The sequence below is a fragment of the Aeromicrobium sp. REDSEA-S38_B2 genome (assembly GCF_001628525.1).
GTDB lineage: Bacteria > Actinomycetota > Actinomycetes > Propionibacteriales > Nocardioidaceae > Aeromicrobium > Aeromicrobium erythreum.
Genome location: NZ_LUNH01000061.1, coordinates 1 through 18,704 on the forward strand (window position 1 = coordinate 1; position 18,704 = coordinate 18,704).

At 72.5% G+C, this 18,704-nt stretch carries 14 protein-coding genes; 9 read left to right on the top strand and 5 right to left on the bottom strand.

Annotated features, from left to right (window positions below; translation table 11 throughout):
* Window positions 1-418 precede the first annotated feature (418 nt).
* Complete coding sequence (locus A6Q81_RS12615; RefSeq protein ID WP_236749707.1) at window positions 419-1,789, bottom strand: replication-associated recombination protein A; 1,371 nt, start codon at window positions 1,787-1,789, stop codon at window positions 419-421.
* A gap of 56 nt (window positions 1,790-1,845) precedes the next feature.
* Here A6Q81_RS12615 and A6Q81_RS12620 point away from each other — a divergent pair, with 56 nt between their 5' ends.
* Window positions 1,846-2,871 (top strand): DUF695 domain-containing protein, encoded by a 1,026-nt coding sequence (locus A6Q81_RS12620; protein ID WP_158509202.1) that lies wholly within the window; start codon window positions 1,846-1,848, stop codon window positions 2,869-2,871.
* 8 nt (window positions 2,872-2,879) lie between these two features.
* On the top strand, window positions 2,880-3,377 hold the full coding sequence (locus tag A6Q81_RS12625) for a hypothetical protein (protein ID WP_067857878.1): 498 nt from the start codon (window positions 2,880-2,882) through the stop codon (window positions 3,375-3,377).
* 25 nt (window positions 3,378-3,402) lie between these two features.
* Here A6Q81_RS12625 and aspS read toward each other — a convergent pair whose 3' ends face one another.
* The 3 genes from aspS to A6Q81_RS12640 are packed head-to-tail and all read right to left on the bottom strand — an operon-like array spanning window position 3,403 to window position 7,269.
* Window positions 3,403-5,190 (bottom strand): aspartate--tRNA ligase, encoded by a 1,788-nt coding sequence (gene aspS, locus A6Q81_RS12630; RefSeq protein WP_067857881.1) that lies wholly within the window; start codon window positions 5,188-5,190, stop codon window positions 3,403-3,405.
* Window positions 5,187-6,557, bottom strand: coding sequence for a histidine--tRNA ligase (gene hisS / locus A6Q81_RS12635; protein WP_286690672.1), 1,371 nt, complete (start codon window positions 6,555-6,557; stop codon window positions 5,187-5,189). Before hisS ends, aspS begins: the two co-directional genes overlap by 4 nt.
* A gap of 1 nt (window position 6,558) precedes the next feature.
* A complete protein-coding gene (locus A6Q81_RS12640; protein WP_286690673.1) occupies window positions 6,559-7,269 on the bottom strand; it encodes an MBL fold metallo-hydrolase in 711 nt (236 codons plus the stop codon).
* A gap of 116 nt (window positions 7,270-7,385) precedes the next feature.
* On the opposite strand from A6Q81_RS12640, the gene A6Q81_RS12645 reads away from it, so the two are divergent.
* Complete coding sequence (locus A6Q81_RS12645) at window positions 7,386-8,618, top strand: DUF349 domain-containing protein (RefSeq protein ID WP_067857890.1); 1,233 nt, start codon at window positions 7,386-7,388, stop codon at window positions 8,616-8,618.
* Window positions 8,619-8,693: 75 nt separating this feature from the next.
* Window positions 8,694-10,298, top strand: coding sequence for a hypothetical protein (locus A6Q81_RS12650; RefSeq protein ID WP_286690674.1), 1,605 nt, complete (start codon window positions 8,694-8,696; stop codon window positions 10,296-10,298).
* A 40-nt stretch (window positions 10,299-10,338) separates the two neighbouring features.
* On the opposite strand, the gene A6Q81_RS12655 is transcribed toward A6Q81_RS12650, so the two are convergent.
* A complete protein-coding gene (locus A6Q81_RS12655) occupies window positions 10,339-11,913 on the bottom strand; it encodes an alkaline phosphatase D family protein (RefSeq protein WP_286690675.1) in 1,575 nt (524 codons plus the stop codon).
* Window positions 11,914-12,305: 392 nt separating this feature from the next.
* Between A6Q81_RS12655 and A6Q81_RS12660 the strand changes: the two genes are divergently transcribed.
* Genes A6Q81_RS12660 through opgC form a run of 5 tightly spaced genes read left to right on the top strand, consistent with a single transcriptional unit; the run spans window position 12,306 to window position 18,694 of the window.
* Window positions 12,306-13,553, top strand: a complete 1,248-nt coding sequence (locus A6Q81_RS12660) for a PP2C family protein-serine/threonine phosphatase (RefSeq protein WP_286690676.1) — start codon at window positions 12,306-12,308, stop codon at window positions 13,551-13,553.
* The gene (locus tag A6Q81_RS12665) at window positions 13,550-15,505 is read left to right on the top strand and encodes a glycosyltransferase (protein ID WP_067857902.1); all 1,956 of its coding nucleotides are present in this window, start codon (window positions 13,550-13,552) and stop codon (window positions 15,503-15,505) included. The genes A6Q81_RS12660 and A6Q81_RS12665 overlap by 4 nt, the downstream gene beginning before the upstream one ends.
* A complete protein-coding gene (locus A6Q81_RS12670; protein WP_067857905.1) occupies window positions 15,502-15,831 on the top strand; it encodes an STAS domain-containing protein in 330 nt (109 codons plus the stop codon). The genes A6Q81_RS12665 and A6Q81_RS12670 overlap by 4 nt, the downstream gene beginning before the upstream one ends.
* Window positions 15,831-16,256 (top strand): ATP-binding protein, encoded by a 426-nt coding sequence (locus A6Q81_RS12675; RefSeq protein ID WP_067857908.1) that lies wholly within the window; start codon window positions 15,831-15,833, stop codon window positions 16,254-16,256. Before A6Q81_RS12670 ends, A6Q81_RS12675 begins: the two co-directional genes overlap by 1 nt.
* The gene (gene opgC / locus A6Q81_RS12680) at window positions 16,226-18,694 is read left to right on the top strand and encodes an OpgC domain-containing protein (protein ID WP_286690677.1); all 2,469 of its coding nucleotides are present in this window, start codon (window positions 16,226-16,228) and stop codon (window positions 18,692-18,694) included. Before A6Q81_RS12675 ends, opgC begins: the two co-directional genes overlap by 31 nt.
* The last annotated feature ends 10 nt before the right edge of the window (window positions 18,695-18,704 follow it).

Consider the following 18,704-nt stretch of genomic DNA (forward strand, 5'->3'; position numbering starts at 1 on the left):
AACCACGCTCGATCACCCACCGCTCACCCTCGACCAGACGAGAACCAGGCATACCCACCTCCAGTAGTCACATCGTCTTGCAACTACCGGTTGAGACCAGGCTGCGTTCGTGACGGGATCCGGACACGAACGCAACATCGTGAGGGCCTGAGCGCACGAAGGAAGAATCGTGCGTCACCCGACCGCCCAGCCGCGCCCCGAGGCCCGGACCAGCCCCCACCCGGCCACCAGGTCGAGGCCCTTTCGGAGGCCACCCCAGCGCCAGCCGAGGCGGCGTAGCGGCGGGCCGAGACGGGCGCGGGCAGCGCAGCGGCAGAAAGAGACGGACGCCGGCAGCGCACCAGCAGGCCCCGACCCCGCACGCAGCGCAGCACCGCGGTCGCGACGACCCGCGGCAGCGCAGCAGCCGGTCTTGGGCTCAGCGGTCGCGCAGGATGGCGCGGATCCGCGCGACCCGGTCGGCGACGGCGGCCTCGTGACCGTGGCGGCCGGGCTCGTAGTAGTCGCGTCCGTCGACGTCGTCGGGCGCGTACTGCTGGGTGACCACGCCGCGCGGGTCGTTGTGGGCGTAGCGGTAGTCGTGCCCGTGGCCGAGCTTCTTGGCGCCGGAGTAGTGCGCGTCGCGCAGCGCCGGGGGCACGGCACCCACCCGGCCGGCGCGGACGTCGGCCTGGGCGGCGTCGATCGCCCGCACGACGGCGTTCGACTTGGGCGCGGTGGCGAGGTGGATGACCGCCTGGGCGAGCGGGATGCGCGCCTCGGGGAACCCGATCAGCGCGACGGCCTGCGCGGTGGCGGTGGCGACGGGCAGCGCCGTCGGGTCGGCCATGCCGATGTCCTCGCTGGCGTGGATCATCAGACGTCGTGCGATGAACCGGGGGTCCTCGCCCGCCTCGACCATGCGCGCGAGGTAGTGCAGGGCGGCATCGACGTCGGAGCCGCGGATGCTCTTGATGAAGGCGCTCGTGACGTCGTAGTGCTGGTCGCCCTGGCGGTCGTAGCGCACGGCGGCCTTGTCGACGGCGAGCGCGGCGTCGTCGACGGTGACCTCGGTGCGACCCTGGCTGAGCGTCGCCCCCGCGGCGGCCTCGAGGTAGGTGAGGACACGACGACCGTCGCCACCGGCCAGCCGCACGAGGTGGTCGCGGGCGTCGTCGGTGAGGCTGACCCGTCCCCCGAGGCCCCGGTCGTCCTGGACCGCCCGGTCGATCATGACGGCGACGTCGCCGTCGTCGAGCGACTGCAGGGTGAGCAGCAGCGACCGGCTGAGCAGCGGCGAGATGACGCTGAAGTGCGGGTTCTCGGTGGTGGCGGCGATGAGCGAGACCCAGCGGTTCTCCACGCCCGGCAGCAGTGCGTCCTGCTGGGCCTTGGAGAAGCGGTGCACCTCGTCGACGAACAGCACCGTCTCGACGCCGTTCTGCAGGGCGCGCCGGGCGCCGGCGATGACGTCGCGGACCTCCTTGACGCCCGCGGAGACCGCCGAGACCTCGACGAAGCGTCGGTGCGTGTGGTTGCTGATCAAGGAGGCGATCGTGGTCTTCCCCGTGCCCGGAGGTCCCCAGAGCAGGATCGTGAGCGGCTGGTCGCCGTCGATCACCTGCCGCAGCGGCGACCCCGGCACGAGCAGGTGCTCCTGGCCGACGAGCTCGTCGAGCGTGCGCGGGCGCATGCGCACCGCGAGCGGCGCCGAGGAGTGGGCGTTGCCGGCGAGCGAGCCCGAGGAGTCCGGACGCGCCACGGGGCGCACGTCGTCCCCGGGCAGGTCGAACAGTCCGTCGTCGCTCACCCCACGAGCCTAGTCACCGGCGCCGACACGTCCGGATGCTGTGCCAGGGTGAGGCCATGGGTCCGTTCTCACGCTCCGCCCCCGCCGACGAGCCCGCCCGGCCGGGCCCCACACCCGTCGGCGCGTTCTGGGACTGGTGGACCGAGGAGGGGCGGCACCTCGACCCGTCTCAGGCAGGACCGGCCCACGCCGCGCTCGACGGGCTGCTGGCGGCGATCGACCCCGACCTGACCTGGCACCTGGGTCCCGGCCGCACCGCGCAGCACCGGCTCACCGTGTCGGCCGGCGGCCTCGCCGACGCCCGTCCCGCCGCCGAGCGGTGGTTCCGTGCCGCTCCCCCGACGGACGCCACGTGGGAGTACGCGCCGGCGGTCGAGGCCGACCCCACCGCGTTCGACGCCGTGCTCGAGGTCGACGGTGCCGCCGTCGACCTCGCGAAGGTCGTGCTCGCCGTCGAGACCGACCTCGAGGCGCTACGCGTGCACGTCGGCGTGCACCATCCAGCGTTCGCCGAGCTGCCCGAGCGGGTGCACGGCCCGTTGACCTTCATGGTGCTCGACTGGGCGCTGGGCGAGGACGACGTCGCGCGCTGGGTGGGCGGGGTCGAGCCGCTGGTCGACGCCCCGTCACCGGCACGCACCGTGGCGGACCTGCAGGCTGCGGTGGCCGTGTGCGCCGAGGAGCGCGACACCGACGTGTGGTCGGCGCTCTCTGGACAGACCGCCGAGGGTCGTCCGGTGTTCGCGCTCGCCCGCACCGGCGCGCGATGGGTCGACGCACCGACCCTCGACCTGCACCACGCGCTCGTCGCCACGTTCCAGCCGGACGAACGCGGTCTGCCCTCCCCCGAGGAGCTCGGCAGGCTGCAGGCCCTCGACGACTCCCTCACCGCGACCATCGAGCCGCGCGGGCTGGTCGTCGCCCAGGTGACGACCGACGGCACCCGGACCCTGCACGTCTACACCGACGGCGAGGACCAGAACGCCGGCGCCGACGTCGCCCGATGGGCCTCGACCCACGGACTGACCGTCACCGACGAGCGCGACCCGGGCTGGACCCGCGTCCGCCACCTGCTCGGCTGAGGGCCACCGTGCAGCTGCGTCCTGCTCGTGACGACTGTGGCTCCTGGCACGTCCGGCGACCGGGACCGTTCGCCGTCACGTACTGGCTGCTGAGCAACACCGTCACGAACCTGTTCGACGCGTTTCTGGGGGGCACCCTCCACGTCTGGAGCCTGTTCCCGGGCGCGCGCCACGACGGCTACGTCGGGATGCTCGACGTCACCGAGGGCGAGCGGGTCGTGGCCCCGGGGCTGCGAGGATTCAGGTGGGTCCTGGAGGTCACGGTCGACGGCCTGGTCCTCGCGACGGTCACGACCGGTTCTCGCACGCCAATCGTGCTGCCACACCCCGTCGCGGTCGTGGTGCGCCCGCGATACGGGGTCCGCCGTTCCCGGCTGGCGCACACGCCCTGGCGAGCCCGGCTGACGCTCCCCTCGGACAAGGTCGTGGAGCTGGTCGGCCCCTGGTTCGTGCTCTGCCACGCTGCCCGAACGCTCGCGTGGCCCTCGCCGACGACCGCGCGCTGAGCAGGGTCGACCGGCCGGCGCGAGTTCACGACGCGGGGGCAGCGTCCTCCTCGTCGTCCTCGGGCTCGGCGTCGACCCCGGCCTCGGCGCGCTGCTCGGGCGTGATCGGCGCGGGCGCCGCGGTCAGCGGGTCGTACCCGCCGCCGGACTTCGGGAACGCGATGACGTCGCGGATGGAGTCGGTGCCGGCCAGCAGACCGACCGTGCGGTCCCAGCCGAACGCGATGCCGCCGTGCGGCGGGGCTCCGTAGGCGAACGCGTCGAGCAGGAAGCCGAACTTGTCCTGCGCCTCCTCCTCGCCGATGCCCATGATCTCGAAGACGCGCTTCTGGACGTCGGGGCGGTGGATACGGATCGAGCCGCCACCGACCTCGTTGCCGTTGCAGACGATGTCGTAGGCCTGGGCGATCGAGCTGCCCGGGTCGTCGAGCGAGGCGGGGTCCTGCGGCGCGGTGAACGCGTGGTGCACGGCGGTCCACTCGCCGCCGCCCACCGCGACGTCGCCGGAGTCGAGCTCGCTCACGGCCTCGAACATCGGCCAGTCGACGACGAAGCAGAACGCCCACGCCGACTCGTCGATGAGGTTCTCGCGCCGGGCGATCTCGATGCGCGCGGCACCGAGGAGCTGGCGCATCGTCTTCGTGGGGCCGGCGGCGAAGTAGATCGCGTCGCCCGGCTTCGCGCCGGCAGCCTCCGCGAGTCCCTCGCGCTCGGCCTCGGACAGGTTCTTCGCGACCGGACCGCCCAGGGTGCCGTCCTCGCCCACGAGCACGTAGGCGAGGCCACGAGCGCCGCGCTGCTTGGCCCACTCCTGCCAGCCGTCGAGCGTGCGACGGGCCTGCGAGCCACCGCCCGGATGCACCACCGCGCCGACGTAAGGCGCCTGGAACACGCGGAAGGGGGTGTCCTTGAAGTAGTCGGTCAGCTCGACGAGCTCGAGGTCGAAGCGCAGGTCGGGCTTGTCCGAGCCGTAGCGACGCATCGCGTCGGCGTACGTGATCCGCGGGAACGGCCGGGGCAGCTCGACGTCGATGAGCCGCCACAGCTCGGCGTAGATCTCCTCGGCGAGCGCGATGACGTCGTCCTGGTCGACGAAGCTCATCTCGACGTCGAGCTGGGTGAACTCGGGCTGCCGGTCGGCGCGGAAGTCCTCGTCGCGGTAGCAGCGTGCGATCTGGTAGTACCGCTCCAGGCCGCCGACCATGAGCAGCTGCTTGAACAGCTGGGGGCTCTGCGGCAGCGCGTACCAGCTGCCGGGACGCAGGCGCGCAGGAACCAGGAAGTCGCGGGCGCCCTCGGGGGTCGAGCGGGTGAGCGTGGGCGTCTCGACCTCGACGAACTCGTGACGGCCGAGCACCTCGCGTGCGACGGCGTTGACCTTGCTGCGCAGGCGGAGGTTGTGGGCCGGGCCCGAGCGGCGCAGGTCGAGGTAGCGGTGGCGCAGCCGCACCTCCTCACCGACCGTGCCCGCGCTCGACGACGCGGCGTCGTCGATGGGGAAGGGCAGCGGCGCCGAGGCGCTGAGGATCTCGACGTCGCTCGCGATGACCTCGATCTCGCCGGTCGGGATGGCCGGGTTCTCGTTGCCCTCGGGACGCTTCTCGACCGTGCCGACGATCTTCAGGCAGTACTCGGCTCGCAGCTGGTGCGCGACCTCCTCGCGGACGACGACCTGCACGACGCCGCTGGCCTCGCGTAGGTCGATGAACGCGACCCCGCCGTGGTCGCGCCGGCGCGCCACCCATCCGGCGAGGGTGACCTGCTCGCCCACCTGGGCGGCGGTCAGGCTTCCGGCGGCGTGGGTGCGGATCACGGCGTGGTCTCCTTCGAGTGGTGGCCGAGCCCGACGACGGTGGGCGTCAGGTCGGCGGCGGGGGGCGTCCAGGTGTCGGGGTCGACGTCGACCTGGTCGCCGGTACGGATGTCCTTGACACTAGGCGGTTCGCCCGGGAAGAGGACGTACGGGATGCCGCGCCGCTCGGCGGTGCGGATCTGCTTGCCGAACTTCTGCGCCGCCGACGACACCTCGGTGGGGATGCCACGGCGCCGCAGCCGCTGCGCGAGGGCGTCGCTCGCCGCCCGCGACTCCTCGTCGGTCACGGCGACGAGCACGGCCGACGGCACGGGTCGGCTGCTGGTCAGACCGTTCGCGACGAGCGGCACGAGCAGCCGCGACAGGCCGAGCGAGATGCCTACGCCGGGGTACGTGCGCCGTCCGTCGGACGCGAGCTCGTCGTAGCGCCCGCCGGAGCAGACGGAGCCGAGCTGCTCCTGCCCCGTCATGCGCGTCTCGAACACGGTCCCGGTGTAGTAGTCGAGCCCGCGCGCGATGCGCAGGTCGGCGGTCACCCGCACGCCCTCGACGTCGGCGCACGCGGCGACCACCGTCGCGAGCTCGTCGAGCCCCTCGTCGAGCAGCGGATGCTGCACGTCGAGCGCGCGGACCCGCTCGACGAACGAGGTGTCCTCGGTGCTGATCTCCGCCAGCGCGAGGCAGGCGCGGGCGGGGTCGTCGTCGAGGCCGGTCTCCGCGAGCAGCTCGAGGATGCGCTCGCCCGGCAGCTTGTCGAGCTTGTCGACGACCTGCATGACGGCGGTGGGCTCCGCGACGCCGAGGCCACGGTAGAAGCCCTCGAGCACCTTGCGGTTGCTGACCTGCAACGTGAACCACGACGGGTCGTCCGGTCCGGCGCCGAGGACCCTCGAGACGGCGGCGAGCGCCTCGGCCATCACCCGCGCGACCTCGACGTCGGCGTGGAAGGGCAGGGTGCCGTCGCCCACGATGTCGATGTCGGCCTGCGTGAACTCGCGGAAGCGGCCCTGCTGCGGACGCTCGCCGCGCCACACCTTCTGGACCTGGTAGCGACGGAACGGGAAGGCCAGCTTGCCGGCGTTCTCCACGACGTAGCGCGCGAACGGCACGGTGAGGTCGAAGTGCAGGGCGAGCGCGTCGGAGCGGGAGCCCACCTCGACGGAGGCGTCGTCGTGGATGCGACGCACGACGTACACCTCCTTGTCGATCTCGCCCTTGCGCAGCAGCGTCTCGACGGGCTCGACGGCCCGCGTCTCGACGTTGGCGAACCCGTGCAGCTCGAACACGTGGCGCAGGGCGTCGACGACCGCCACCTCCACCGCACGGTCGGCGGGCAGCAGCTCGGGGAATCCACTCAGCTTCGCCATGTCAGCCCTCCTGCAGCTCGGCGAGGAACGGGTTGGTGGCGCGCTCGCGCCCGATCGACGTCTGCGGGCCGTGACCGGGGAGGACGACGACGTCGTCGCGCAGCGGCAGGACCTTCTCGCGCAGGCTCTGCAGCATCTGGTCGTGGTCGCCGCCGGTCAGGTCGGTGCGACCGATCGAGCCGGCGAACAGGAAGTCGCCGGAGAACATCACCTGCGACACCGTCCCCTCGGAGACGCCGCTGCCGTCCCAGTCGACCCGGTAGTAGACGGTGCCGGGCGTGTGGCCGGGGACGTGGTCGACGCTGAGGCTCAGGCCGTCGACCTCGATCACGGCACCGTCGACGGCGTCGCGCACGTCGGCGGGCTCGACGAACTCCGGCAGGTCGTGCAGGCCGAACTGCGCGCGCAGCATCGCGGCGGACGGTCCGGAGATCGCCGCCATCGGGTCGCTCAGCAGGTGCCGGTCGGCGGGGTGGATCCACACCGGCGCGTCGAACTCGCGTGCGACGTCCTGCGCGTTCCAGAGGTGGTCGAAGTGACCGTGGGTGACGAGGACGGCCTCGACGCGCAGGTCGTGCTCGGTGACGACCTGGCGGACCCCGTCGAGGGCGTCCATGCCCGGGTCGACGACGACGCACCCGGCACCCGCCTCGCGGGCGAGCACGTAGCAGTTGGCCTGCAGGGGGCCGGCGGGGAAGGACGTGAGCAGCACGCCCCACAGGGTACGCGGGGCGTGGCGGCCCCCGGACCACGGCGGGCGCCCCGCCGAGGCGTCCCGACGGGCGGCGGGGTGGCGGAGTCGGGGTGGCGTCCTCCTAGACTGTCGCCATGACCACCGCCGAGCACCCGTGGGGCCGCGTCGACGCCGAGGGGACGGTCTTCGTCAAGACCGGTGACTCCGAACGAGAGATCGGCGAGTGGAAGGTCGGGGACCCCGCCGAGGGGCTCGCCTTCTACGTCCGACGCTTCGAGGGCCTCGAGACCGAGGTCGACCTCCTCGAGAAGCGTCTCGCCTCGGGTGCGCTGTCGCCCGACGAGGCCGCCAAGGCCGTCGCGAAGGTGCGCGGGGAGGTGACCGACGCCGCCGCGATCGGCGACCTCGCCTCCCTCGAGGCGCGGCTGGACGCGCTGGCCCCCGCCATCGAGAAGCAGCGCGAGGAGCGTCGGGCGGAGCGTGAGGCCAAGGTCGCCGAGGCGACCGTCGCGAAGACGCGCATCGTCGAGGAGGCCGAGAAGATCGCGGCCGGCCAGGACTGGCGTGCAGGCGCCGACCGGCTGCGCGAGCTGCTCGAGGAGTGGAAGGCGCTCCCCCGGCTCAGCAAGTCGGCCGACGACCAGCTCTGGCACCGCTTCAGCGCCGCGCGCACCGCGTACACGCGCAAGCGCAAGGCCCACTTCGCCGAGCAGAACACCCAGCGCGAGGCCGCGCAGAAGGTCAAGGAGAAGCTGATCGCCGAGGCCGAGGCGCTCTCCTCCTCCACCGAGTGGGGCCCGACGTCGGGCGCCTACCGCGACCTCATGACCCGCTGGAAGGCCGCCGGCTCCGCGCCGCGCAACGTCGAGGACAAGCTCTGGAAGCGCTTCCGCGCCGCGCAGGACGTCTTCTTCCAGGCCCGTGACGCCGCGAACGCCGCGCTCGACGAGGAGTTCGCGGCCAACGCGGTCGTGAAGGAGCAGCTCCTGGTCGAGGCCGAGGCGCTGCTGCCCGTCACCGACCTCGACAAAGCACGTCGCGCGCTCAACGACATCGCCGACCGCTGGGAGGCCGCGGGCAAGGTGCCGCGCGGCCGGGTCAAGGAGCTCGAGGGACGTCTGCGCACGGTCGAGCAGGCCGTCCGGGCCGCCGGTGAGCAGGAGTGGAAGCGTTCGGACCCCGAGAAGTCCGCCCGCGCCGACGACATGATCGGCAAGCTGCAGCGCGCGATCGACGAGACCCGTGAGGCCCTCGCGAAGGCCGAGGCGGCCGGCGACGCGCGCAAGGTCAAGGACCTGAGCGCGAAGCTGGAGTCGAACGAGTCGTTCCTGGCGATGGCGCAGAAGGCCGCCGCCGACTTCGGCTGAGTCCCGACACCGACCGTTCGGCTGGTGTTCACCGCATCAGCCTCCCCAGCGTCGTCGCGCTCCTAGGCTGGCGCGGTGCCGCACCCCTCTCGAGGCCGTCGTGCCCCGGTCACGGTCCTGTCCGCCGTCCTCGTGACGGGCGTCCTGGCCGTCACGGCCTCGAGCGCCCAGGCGGCGCCCCCGACGCCCGCGCCGGTGCTGGCCGTCGTAGTCGCCGACGCCGACGACCCGACCACCTACCCGAACGGCACGTCAGCGGCGCTGGACGACGTGGACCGCGTCCTCGCGCGGTGGCGTGCGGAGACCGGCTGGGTCTTCGGGCGCGGTCGTACGGTGACGACCTCGCAGGCCCCCACCTCCTGCGCCGAGGAGGACGTCCGACGGTGGGCAGCCGCGCAGCTCGACGGCACCGACCTCGCGGACACCGACGTGAGCGTCCTGGCGCTGACGCCCTGTGACGACCCGTCATGGACGATCGAGCGCCGCGGAGACGACCCGGCCACCATCGGCCTGTCTCTCGGACGCGACGCGGTGCGACCGACGCTGCACCCCCTGGTCGGCAGGGTGGCTCGCGTCCCGACCGTGCACGCCCGCATCCTCGACGACGACGGTCGGGTCGTGCAGGTCGCGGCGAACCCCTATGGCGGCACCGGCACCGGCGCCGCGTCGCTCGGGAGCGAGCCCGGCGCGCTCGACTCCGTCGTCCGCTCGGCGCTGGGCGTGCTCCAGGCCGGCGAGGTGGCCGTCTTCGACGGTGACGACGACCTCGACGAGACCCGTACCTTCGAGCTCGCCTCGCGTGGCGCCGCCAGCGGCCTGCGCGGGCTCGCGGTCCGCGACGCGAGCACCGGCCACCGGCTGTGGTTCGACTACCGCGACCGGACCGGTCTGGACGCCGACGCACCCTACGGCGGCGAGCGACGCAGCCACCGCGTCCGCTGGACGACCGGCGTCACCGTCACGTCCACCGAGCAGGGACTGCTCAACCTCGTGCCGCGCGCCGCACCCGCCGACGACGGGTCGCCGTCGTGGGACGGGGCCTTCGGGCCCGGGACGACGCTGCGCAGCGGCCGGCTCACCGTCGTCTTCGGCGAGCAGGCGGAGCGCGCGACCGTGACCGTCACCCGCGAGGGTCGCTACGACGCCGCGTTCGAGGGCGGCGTGCCGCGGGTCGTCGGATCCGTGCGGGTCGGCGGGACCGCGCGGGTCGCCTACGACGCGATCTCGCCGGAGCCGACCACGCAGGGCGTGCAGTGGTACCTCGACGGGGAGCCGGTGCGGGGCGCGACGGGGCAGACCTTCCGCCTCGGTCGGGACGACCTGCACGCGCGCCTGTCAGTCCGACTGCGGGCCGACCGAGACCGCTACGTCCCGATCGACCGGACCTCGGCGGGCGTCCGCGTCGGCGCCGGCGTGTTCTCGGCGCCTCGCCCCGTCGTGCGGGGTTCCCTGCGCGTCGGCACGCGCGCGTCGGTGTCGCTCGGCACCTGGACGCCGCGCAGCACCTACACGGCCGTCCAGTGGTACGCGGACGGGAAGGCCCTGCGTCGCGCGGACGACCGCACCCTGCTCGTCACGAGGGCCCTGCGCGGCAAGCAGCTCTCCGTGCGGGTACGGGGCACGCGGGTCGCCTACCAGGACCTGACCCTCACCTCGGTCGCTCGTCGCGTCCCGCGCTGAGGCCCGGAGCGGGCCCAAGCCGCGCGGCGCGCCGACCGGGTCAGCGGCGCTGCGGTGCGAGCGTGCGGGTGTAGAGCGCCCGTCCCTCGACGTCGCGCAGCGTGACGGTCAGCGCCTGCGTGACGGCGTCGATCTCGACCTCGCCGAAGAACTGGAACCCGTCCGCTGGTCCGGTGTTGGGCGTCGGCGGGGCGGCGACGAACTCCGCGCGCGGACCGAACGTCGCGTCGAGCCGGTTCGGTCCGAAGGCACCGGCGTTCAACGGGCCGGACACGAACTCCCAGAACGGGTCGAAACGCTGGTAGGCGGCCCGGTCGGGCGAGTAGTGGTGCGCCGCCGTGTAGTGCACGTCGGCCGTGAGCCACACGTGGTTGCGGATGCCGGCGTCCTGCAGCGCCGTGAGGACCTGCGCGATGTCGATCTCGCGACCGCGCGGCGCCCCGGCGTCGCCCTGGGCCAGACCCTCCTGCGCGCTGCTGCCGTCGGGCACGACCAGCCCGATCGGCAGGTCCGCCGCGATGACCTTCCACGTGGCGCGGGAGGCGCGCAGCTCACGCAGCAGCCAGCGGGTCTGCTCGGCGCCGAGCACCCCTCCGTCGCCCGAGGTCTCGTCATTGGCCGTGTTCGGGTCCTTGTGGGTGCGCATATCGAGGACGAAGACGTCGAGCAGCGGTCCTTGGTGCAGGACGCGGTAGACCCGGCCGACCCGGTCGGGCGAGATCTCGGCGACGGGCACGTAGTCGTGGAACGCGCGCCGCGCCCGCGCCGCCAGCACGTCGACGCGACGCTCGGTGTACCGCGCGTCGTCCAGGACCTCGCCGGGGTACCAGTTGTTGGTGACCTCGTGGTCGTCCCACTGCGTCACCTGCGCGGTGCTCGCCAGGAATGCGCGCCAGTTCTCCGCCTCCAGGTTGTAGCGGTACTGGCCTCGGTACTCGGCGAGGGTCTCGGCGACCTTCGACTTCTCCTCCGTGACGAGGTTCGTCCACGTCCGGCCGTCCGACAACGGCACGGACGCCTGCACGGGACCGTCGGCGTACACGGTGTCGCCGCTGCAGAGGAAGAAGTCGGCGTCGCGGCGGGCCATCGCGTCGGCGATGCGGAAGCCGCCCAGGTCGGGGTTGACGCCCCAGCCCTGTCCGGCGACGTCGCCGGACCACAGGAAGCGGACGTCGCGCCGCCGTCCGCCGAGCGTCCGGACCCGGCCGGAGACGGGACGTCCCGAGCGGCGCGGGTCGTGCAGGTCGACGGCCCGCAGCCGGTAGTGCACGTCGGTCCCGGGCGGGAGCCCTCGCACCGTCCACTGCCCGGTGAGGTCGGTGTCGGGCGTGACGCGCGGACCAGGGACGGTCACGGCGCGCCGGAAGGAGGGGTCGCGCGAGGTCTCCGCGACGAGTCGCGCCGGCCGGTCGGCCCGCCCCCACAGCGTGGCCTGCCCGGCGTGCACGTCACCGGCCTGCACCCCGTGCGTCAGCTCGGGCCTGCCCCGCCGCACGAGAGCCGGCACACCCCGCGCTGACGCCGGCCCACCCCCCAGCAGCACCCCACCGGAGGTGGCAGCGGCGAGCGCAGCAGCGCGGACGACGGTACGGCGATCGATCTCCCCCGAGCTCATGCCACGACCCTCCCTCACCCGTCTGACCACCGGGTGTCGCGCCGGTGACCTGCACGTGGCGCAGGAGGGCCTGCTGGTGCGCTGCCTCGGCTTGCGCTGGGGGTGGTCTCCGAAAGGGCCTCGACCGGGCGGTTGGCGACCGCGCTGGTCTCGGGTCTCGGGCTGTGGCTCGCGCGGGACTCACAATCTGCGTTGGTGGGTTGAAGGCCAAGGCTTCTGCGTTTGCTGCGGGATCCCGTCGTGGATGCAGAAGCGTTCGGCCTCGAGTGCACGAAGGACGAATCTTTGATGCAGTGTGGGGGACGGACGAGAAGCCGGCCCCCACGTTCCACCCCACCGCCATGCGGCCGATTCGGTGGCACAGTCCTCGATCGTCCGGTTAGATAAATCGTATGGACGAAGCCCCCGGGGAGGGCGGGGCGCGGACGTTGACCGCGCGCCGCGAGACGCCCGCCACGACGACCGACCCCGACCGCGCGGTCGAGGCGACCGGACTGCTCGACACCCCGCGCGAGGAGCGGTTCGACCGGTTCACGCAGCTGGCTCGCACCATCTGGGGCGTGCCGATGTCGAGCATCAACCTCTTCGACCACGAGCGGTCCTTCCTGAAGTCGACCGCCGGCATCGACGGGGTCACCGAGGTCAGGACGAGCGACACGTTCTGCGAGACCACGCGCGAGCACGACGCGCCCCTCGTCGTCACCGACGCCGTGGAGGACCCGACGTTCGCCTCACTGCCCACCGTCACCGCCTTCGGGGTCCGCTTCTACGCCGGTCACCCGATCCGCGACCAGCACGGCACGACGATCGGGACGCTCTGCCTGTACGACACGAGCCCCCGCGAGTTCGGCGACCACGACCTCACGATGCTCGAGCAGCTCGCGACCTGCGTGCAGGACGAGGTGCACCTCAGCTCCGACCGCGAGCACGCCACGTCGGTGCAGCAGGCCCTGCTCCCCCGCGGCGTCCCTCCCGTGCCGGGCTACACGTTCGCCGCCACCTGCGTCGCCACCGGGCTCGTCGCGGGCGACGCCTTCGACCACCGCGAGCTCGAGGGCGGGCACTACGTGCTCGTCGCCGACGTCATGGGCAAGGGCACCGCCGCCGCCATCCTCATGTCGGCGGTTCGGACCGTCATCCGGGCGGAGATGCGCCGCTTCGCCGAGACCGACCCGGCCACGCGCGGCCACCTGGGCGGTGTGCTCGAGCGCGCTCGCGACGTCGTCCAGGACGACCTGGAGGCCGCCGAGGCGTTCGTCACCGTCTTCCTCGGCTGGGCCGACCCGCACACCGGCGTCCTGTCGTTCGTCGACGCCGGACACGGGCTCTCCGTGGTCGTCCACCACGACGGGAGCACCACGACCCTCGGCTCCGACGACCTGCCGCTCGGCGTCGACGCGACGTCCGACTGGCACGAGCAGCGCGTCGAGCTCGCCGCGGGCGACACGTTCGTGTGCTTCAGCGACGGTCTGCTCGACGTCGTCCCCGACATCGAGGTGCCCTCGGCCGCCGTGAGCCGCCTGGTGGCCGCCACGGGTTCGCCCCACCGGCTCGTGCGCGAGGTCGAGCGGCTCGCCCTCGCCGTGCCCGTGCGCGACGACGTGACGGTGCTGGCGGTGCGCAAGGACGCGGCGGAGTGAGCTCACCGCTCTGGCAGGTCCGGCTCCTGGTCGTCCTCACGGCCGTCCTCGGGGTCAACTACGTCCTCTGGCGCTGGTTCTTCTCCGTCAACTGGCCGGCCTGGTGGATCGCCGTGCCGTTGGTGATCGCCGAGACGTACAGCGTCATCGACTCGCTGCTGTTCGGCATGACCATGTGGCGCTCGAAGCGACGTCCCGCCCCGCCGGACGCACCGCCCGACGCCACCGTCGACGTCTTCATCACCACCTACAACGAGCCGCTCGACCTCGTGCAGCGCACCGCCCTGGCGGCCGCCGAGATCCGTCACCCGCACCAGACGTGGATCCTGGACGACGGCAACCGCCCGGAGCTCGCCGCCTGGGCGGAGCAGCACGGCATCGGCTGCCTGCACCGCACGGCCGACTGGGTCGACCGTCCCCGGCACGCCAAGGCCGGCAACATCAACAACGCGCTCATGGCCACGGAGGGTGAGTTCATCCTCATCCTCGACGCCGACCAGGTACCAACCCCCGACATCCTCGACCGTGTCCTCGGCTACTTCGACGACCCGCGCATGGCGCTCGTCCAGACGCCGCAGTACTTCGTCAACGTCGACGACGCCGACGTGCTCGGCAGCCAGGCGCCGCTCTTCTACGGGCCCATCCAGCAGGGCAAGGACGGCTGGAACGCCGCGTTCTTCTGCGGCTCGAACGCGGTCATCCGCCGCGAGGCGCTCATGCAGCTCGGCGTCTCGCGCTACGCCGACGAGCTCGAGCGCAGCGTCCGCACCGCCCTGCGCACGGCGCGAAAGATCGTCGGCCGCGCGCGGTCGGGCATCGAGGAGTCCGACGCCTCCCTGCGCACCCTGCTCGACAGCATCGACTACGACGCCCGACGCGCGCTGGGCGCGCTCGACCGCGGCGAGGCCGTCGCCGACGTGACGTTCCGGTTCGGCCTGCGTCTGCGCGACGCCGAGCGCGAGGTGGCCCGCTCCGACGCGCGGCTGCTCGCCGACGACGTCGCCGCCATCGCCGCCCTCGAGGACGGGCTGTCGACGGACGGCCTGGACGCGGTCGACGTCGAGGTGCTCGCCGCGACGCTGGAGCGTGACTGGTCGGCGGCCGGGGCGCTCAGCAGCGTGCGACGACTCGTCGACGCGGTCGACGTGTCGCGACTCGACGAGGCGCAGCCCGTCATGCCGCTGGCGACCATCTCGGTCACCGAGGACATGGCCACCGCGATGCGCCTGCACGGCATGGGGTGGCGCACGGCCTACCACCACGAGGTCCTCGCCCACGGTCTCGCGCCGGAGGACATGGCCTCGATGCTCACGCAGCGACTGCGCTGGGCCCAGGGCACGGTCCAGGTGATGTTCCGCGAGAACCCGCTCGTGCAGCGGGGGCTGTCGTGGCCGCAGCGCCTCATGTACTTCGCGACGATGTGGAGCTACCTGTCCGGCTTCGCCGCCATCGTCTACATCGGCGCACCGGTGGTCTACCTGATCCTCGGCGTGCTGCCCGTGCAGGCCCTGAGCAGCGACTTCTTCATCCGCCTCGTGCCGTTCCTGGTCGTGAACCAGCTCTTGTTCTTCGTGGTGGGGCGCGGGGTGAAGACCTGGCGCGGCCAGCAGTACTCGCTCGCGCTGTTCCCGGTCTGGATCAAGGCGTTCACGTCGGCCTTCGGCAACGTGTTCCGCGGCCGCGCGCTCGACTTCGCCGTGACGCCGAAGGTCGTCACGCCCACCGAGGGACGTCCCCGCTGGGACCTCATCAGGCCGCAGCTGATCGCCATGGGCCTGCTCGTCGCGGCTCTCGTCATCGGCGGCATCCGCCTCGCCGTGGGTCAGGCCCAGCCGCTGGGTACGGCACTGAACGTGGTGTGGGTCGTGTTCGACCTCGTCATCCTGAGCATCATCATCCGGGCCGCGCGGTACCGCGGCAGCGCATCGGTCGAGGAGAGGACCCCCGCATGACCGACATCCACGTCGCCCACACCGAGCGCGGGATCGGGGTCGTCACCCCGGTCGGCCGGCTCACGATGGTCGTCACCCGCCAGCTGACCGAGGCCATCACCGGCCTCGTCGACGGGGGGACGTCCAAGGTCGTCGTCGACCTGGGCGAGACGACGTTCCTCGACTCCTCCGGCCTGGGTGCGCTCATCGCCGGTCTCAAGCGGTGCCGCCAGGCCGGCGGCGACCTGCGGCTCGCCCGACCGACCGAGCAGGTGACGACCGTCCTGTCGCTCACCAACCTCGACCGCGTGCTCCGACCGCGTGCCTCGGTCGCGGAGGCGTTCTGATGGCCGACATGCACAGCGTCGACCTGGTGCTGGAGGCCGTCCCCGAGCAGGTCGACACGCTGCAGGACGAGATCGCCCAGCTCTGGGAGAGCGTCCCGTCGGTGTCGACGACCGACCGGGTGCGGTTCGAGATGGCGCTCGTCGAGATCTTCGCCAACATCGTGGAGCACAGCGTCCGCCACCACCCCGGCCCTCCCCTGCGCCAGGTGACCATCCGGCTCGACGTGTCCCCCGGGCTGGTCGAGGCGCGGTTCGCCGACGACGGCCGTCCGGTGGGGCTCGACCTGAGCGACGTGACGATGCCCCCGCCGGACGCCGAGGACGGTCGCGGGCTCGCCCTGACGATCGCCGCCGTCGACGCCCTGGCCTACGAGCGCGAGGGCGACATCAACCGGTGGACGGTGACCTGCCGGAGGAGCGGGTGATCCTGCGGCGTCTGCTCCTCACGGCGCTCGTCGGGCTCCTCCCCCTCCTGGGCGGAGCACCCGCCCAGGCCGCCGACGTGGTGCCGACGCCGACGGACGGTCCCTACGTGGGGCCCATGCTCGACTGGACCCGTGACTCTGCCGACGACTACGCCGACCGGCTCGGCGTCTCGCCGTCGGTCTACGCCCAGAAGGTGCGTTATCCGCTCGACCGTGACGACCGCCTGTTCCTGCGCCAGTTCGTGCAGCAGACCGCCGCGCACGGGGCGATCGCGCAGCTCACCCTCGAGCCGCGGGTCCCGCTGGACCAGCTGACCGCGGCTGACGCTCGCGCGGTCGGCGAGCAGCTGCAGACCCTCCACGAGCAGCTCGACACCGACTTCGTCGTCCGGTTCGCGCCGGAGATGAACGGCACGTGGACCGCGTGGGGGCAGCAGCCCGAGGCGTACAAGGCAGCGTTCCGCGAGGCTGCCCGAGGGATCGCGTCGCGGACCGACGCCGTCGAGATGGCCTGGGTCCCGGTGTACGGCGCCGGCTACCCCTTCGGTCGGGCCTATGGCTCCATCCCCGGCTCCGCGCCGCGGCCCGTGGGGCAGCTCGACACCGACGACGACGGTCGGGTCACCGAGGCCGACGACCCGTACGGTCCGTACTGGCCCGGCGCCGACGTCGTCGACCGGGTCGGGCTGGTCATGTTCCGGTTCGGCCGGGCCCAGCCGTTCGGCACCGACTCCGTCCCCGCCCCCGACGAGCTCGTCGCCCGTCTGCAGGAGCGCTACGGCTACGACGACGACACCCGACGTCGTCCGTTCTACGACCGCTTCGCCCGCGACGGACGCTCGATGTCGCTGGAGACCGCAGCGGCCTGGTACGACCGCGGCGACGTCGACGAGCTCGCCCTGAAGTCGGCCTGGTGGGACCAGGTCTTCTCCCCCGCCGTCCGGTCCGCCTACCCCCGCCTCGACCTCGTCACCTGGCTCGAGCAACGTCGGCGCGAGGACGAGGCCGACGGTCGCGAGACCGACTGGCGGGTGACGTCGCGACCCGAGCTCGCCCGACCGTTCGAGGCGGTACTGCGCACCGGGGCGACGACCGGCGCCGTCACCCGGGTGGTCGACCAGGACGTCGCGAACGAGTCGACGGCCGAGTACCGGCAGGCCGACCCGGCCGACGGCGACCCCATGGCCTGGATCGTCGGCTGCGTCGTGCTCGCCGCCCTGCTCTTCGTCGGCTCGGGCCTGGTGCGTCGTGTCGCACCGTCGTGGCGCTACCCCGACGACGGCGGGCTGCGCGACGGCCGGGTCGACTTCCTGCGCGGCTGGGTGATGGTGACGGTGGTCGTCGTCCACACCGAGCTGGCCGGCCCGTACTCGTTCCTCAGCCGCAACGCGATCGGGGCCATCACCGGGGCCGAGATGTTCGTGCTGCTGTCCGGACTCGTGCTCGGGATGGTCTACCCGCGGGCCGTCGAGCGCGTCGGCGAGCGGGCCGCGTCGGCGGCAGCCTGGGCCCGTGTGCGCAAGCAGTACCTGACGGCCCTGGGCGTCGTCGTGCTCGTCTACCTCATCGGACTGGTGCCGGGCATCAGCGCCACGGTCGTCACCACGTTCACCGACCGCGGCACGGGCACGGGCGGCGGGGCCGCGGCGGGCCAGGTGTACGACCTCTACGCGAACTTCCCGCAGCTGCTCGCCTACCCGCCTCCCTGGTACGCCGTGCGAGGGCTGCTGCTCCTGGAGATGGGCCCCTGGGTCTTCAACATCATGGGGCTGTTCGTCGTGCTCTCGGCCCTGGTGCCGGCCCTCATGTGGCTGCTGCGTCGACGACTGTGGTGGCTCGTCCTGGTCATCTCCTGGACCCTCTACGGGATCGAGGCCGTCACCAAGGCGTCCGTCCTGCCCTCGCAGTTCGACGCCGTGTTCCCGCTGCTCAGCTGGCAGCTGCCCTTCCTGCACGGACTCGTGATCGGCTACTACCGCCGCCCGATCACCCGGGCGCTGACGAGCCGGCGCGGCGTCGCGGTCGTCACGACTCTCGTCGTGGGGTACGCGGTGGTGCTCACGACGTTGTGGGCGACGCAGGGCGCGCCGTTCCTCGGGATCGTGCGCTACGACTGGCTGTACGAGAACCTCTACCAGCGCATCTACCTGCAGCCGGGGCGGCTCATCGACCTGCTGCTCGTGCTGGTCGTCGCCTACGCGCTGCTCACGGCCGCGTGGAAGCCGCTGAACCGCGTGTTCGGCTGGTTCTACGTGCCGATCGGCGCGGCCAGCCTCTACGTGTTCATCGTGCACGTCTTCTTCGTCGTGGCCGTCGCCAACATCCCCGGCCTCGACCGCACCAGCCCGTGGCAGGGCGCCGTCGTGCACACCGTCGAGCTCGGGCTGATCTGGCTGATGGTGCGCCGGCGCTTCCTGTTCAAGGTGATCCCGACCTGACGAGACGACG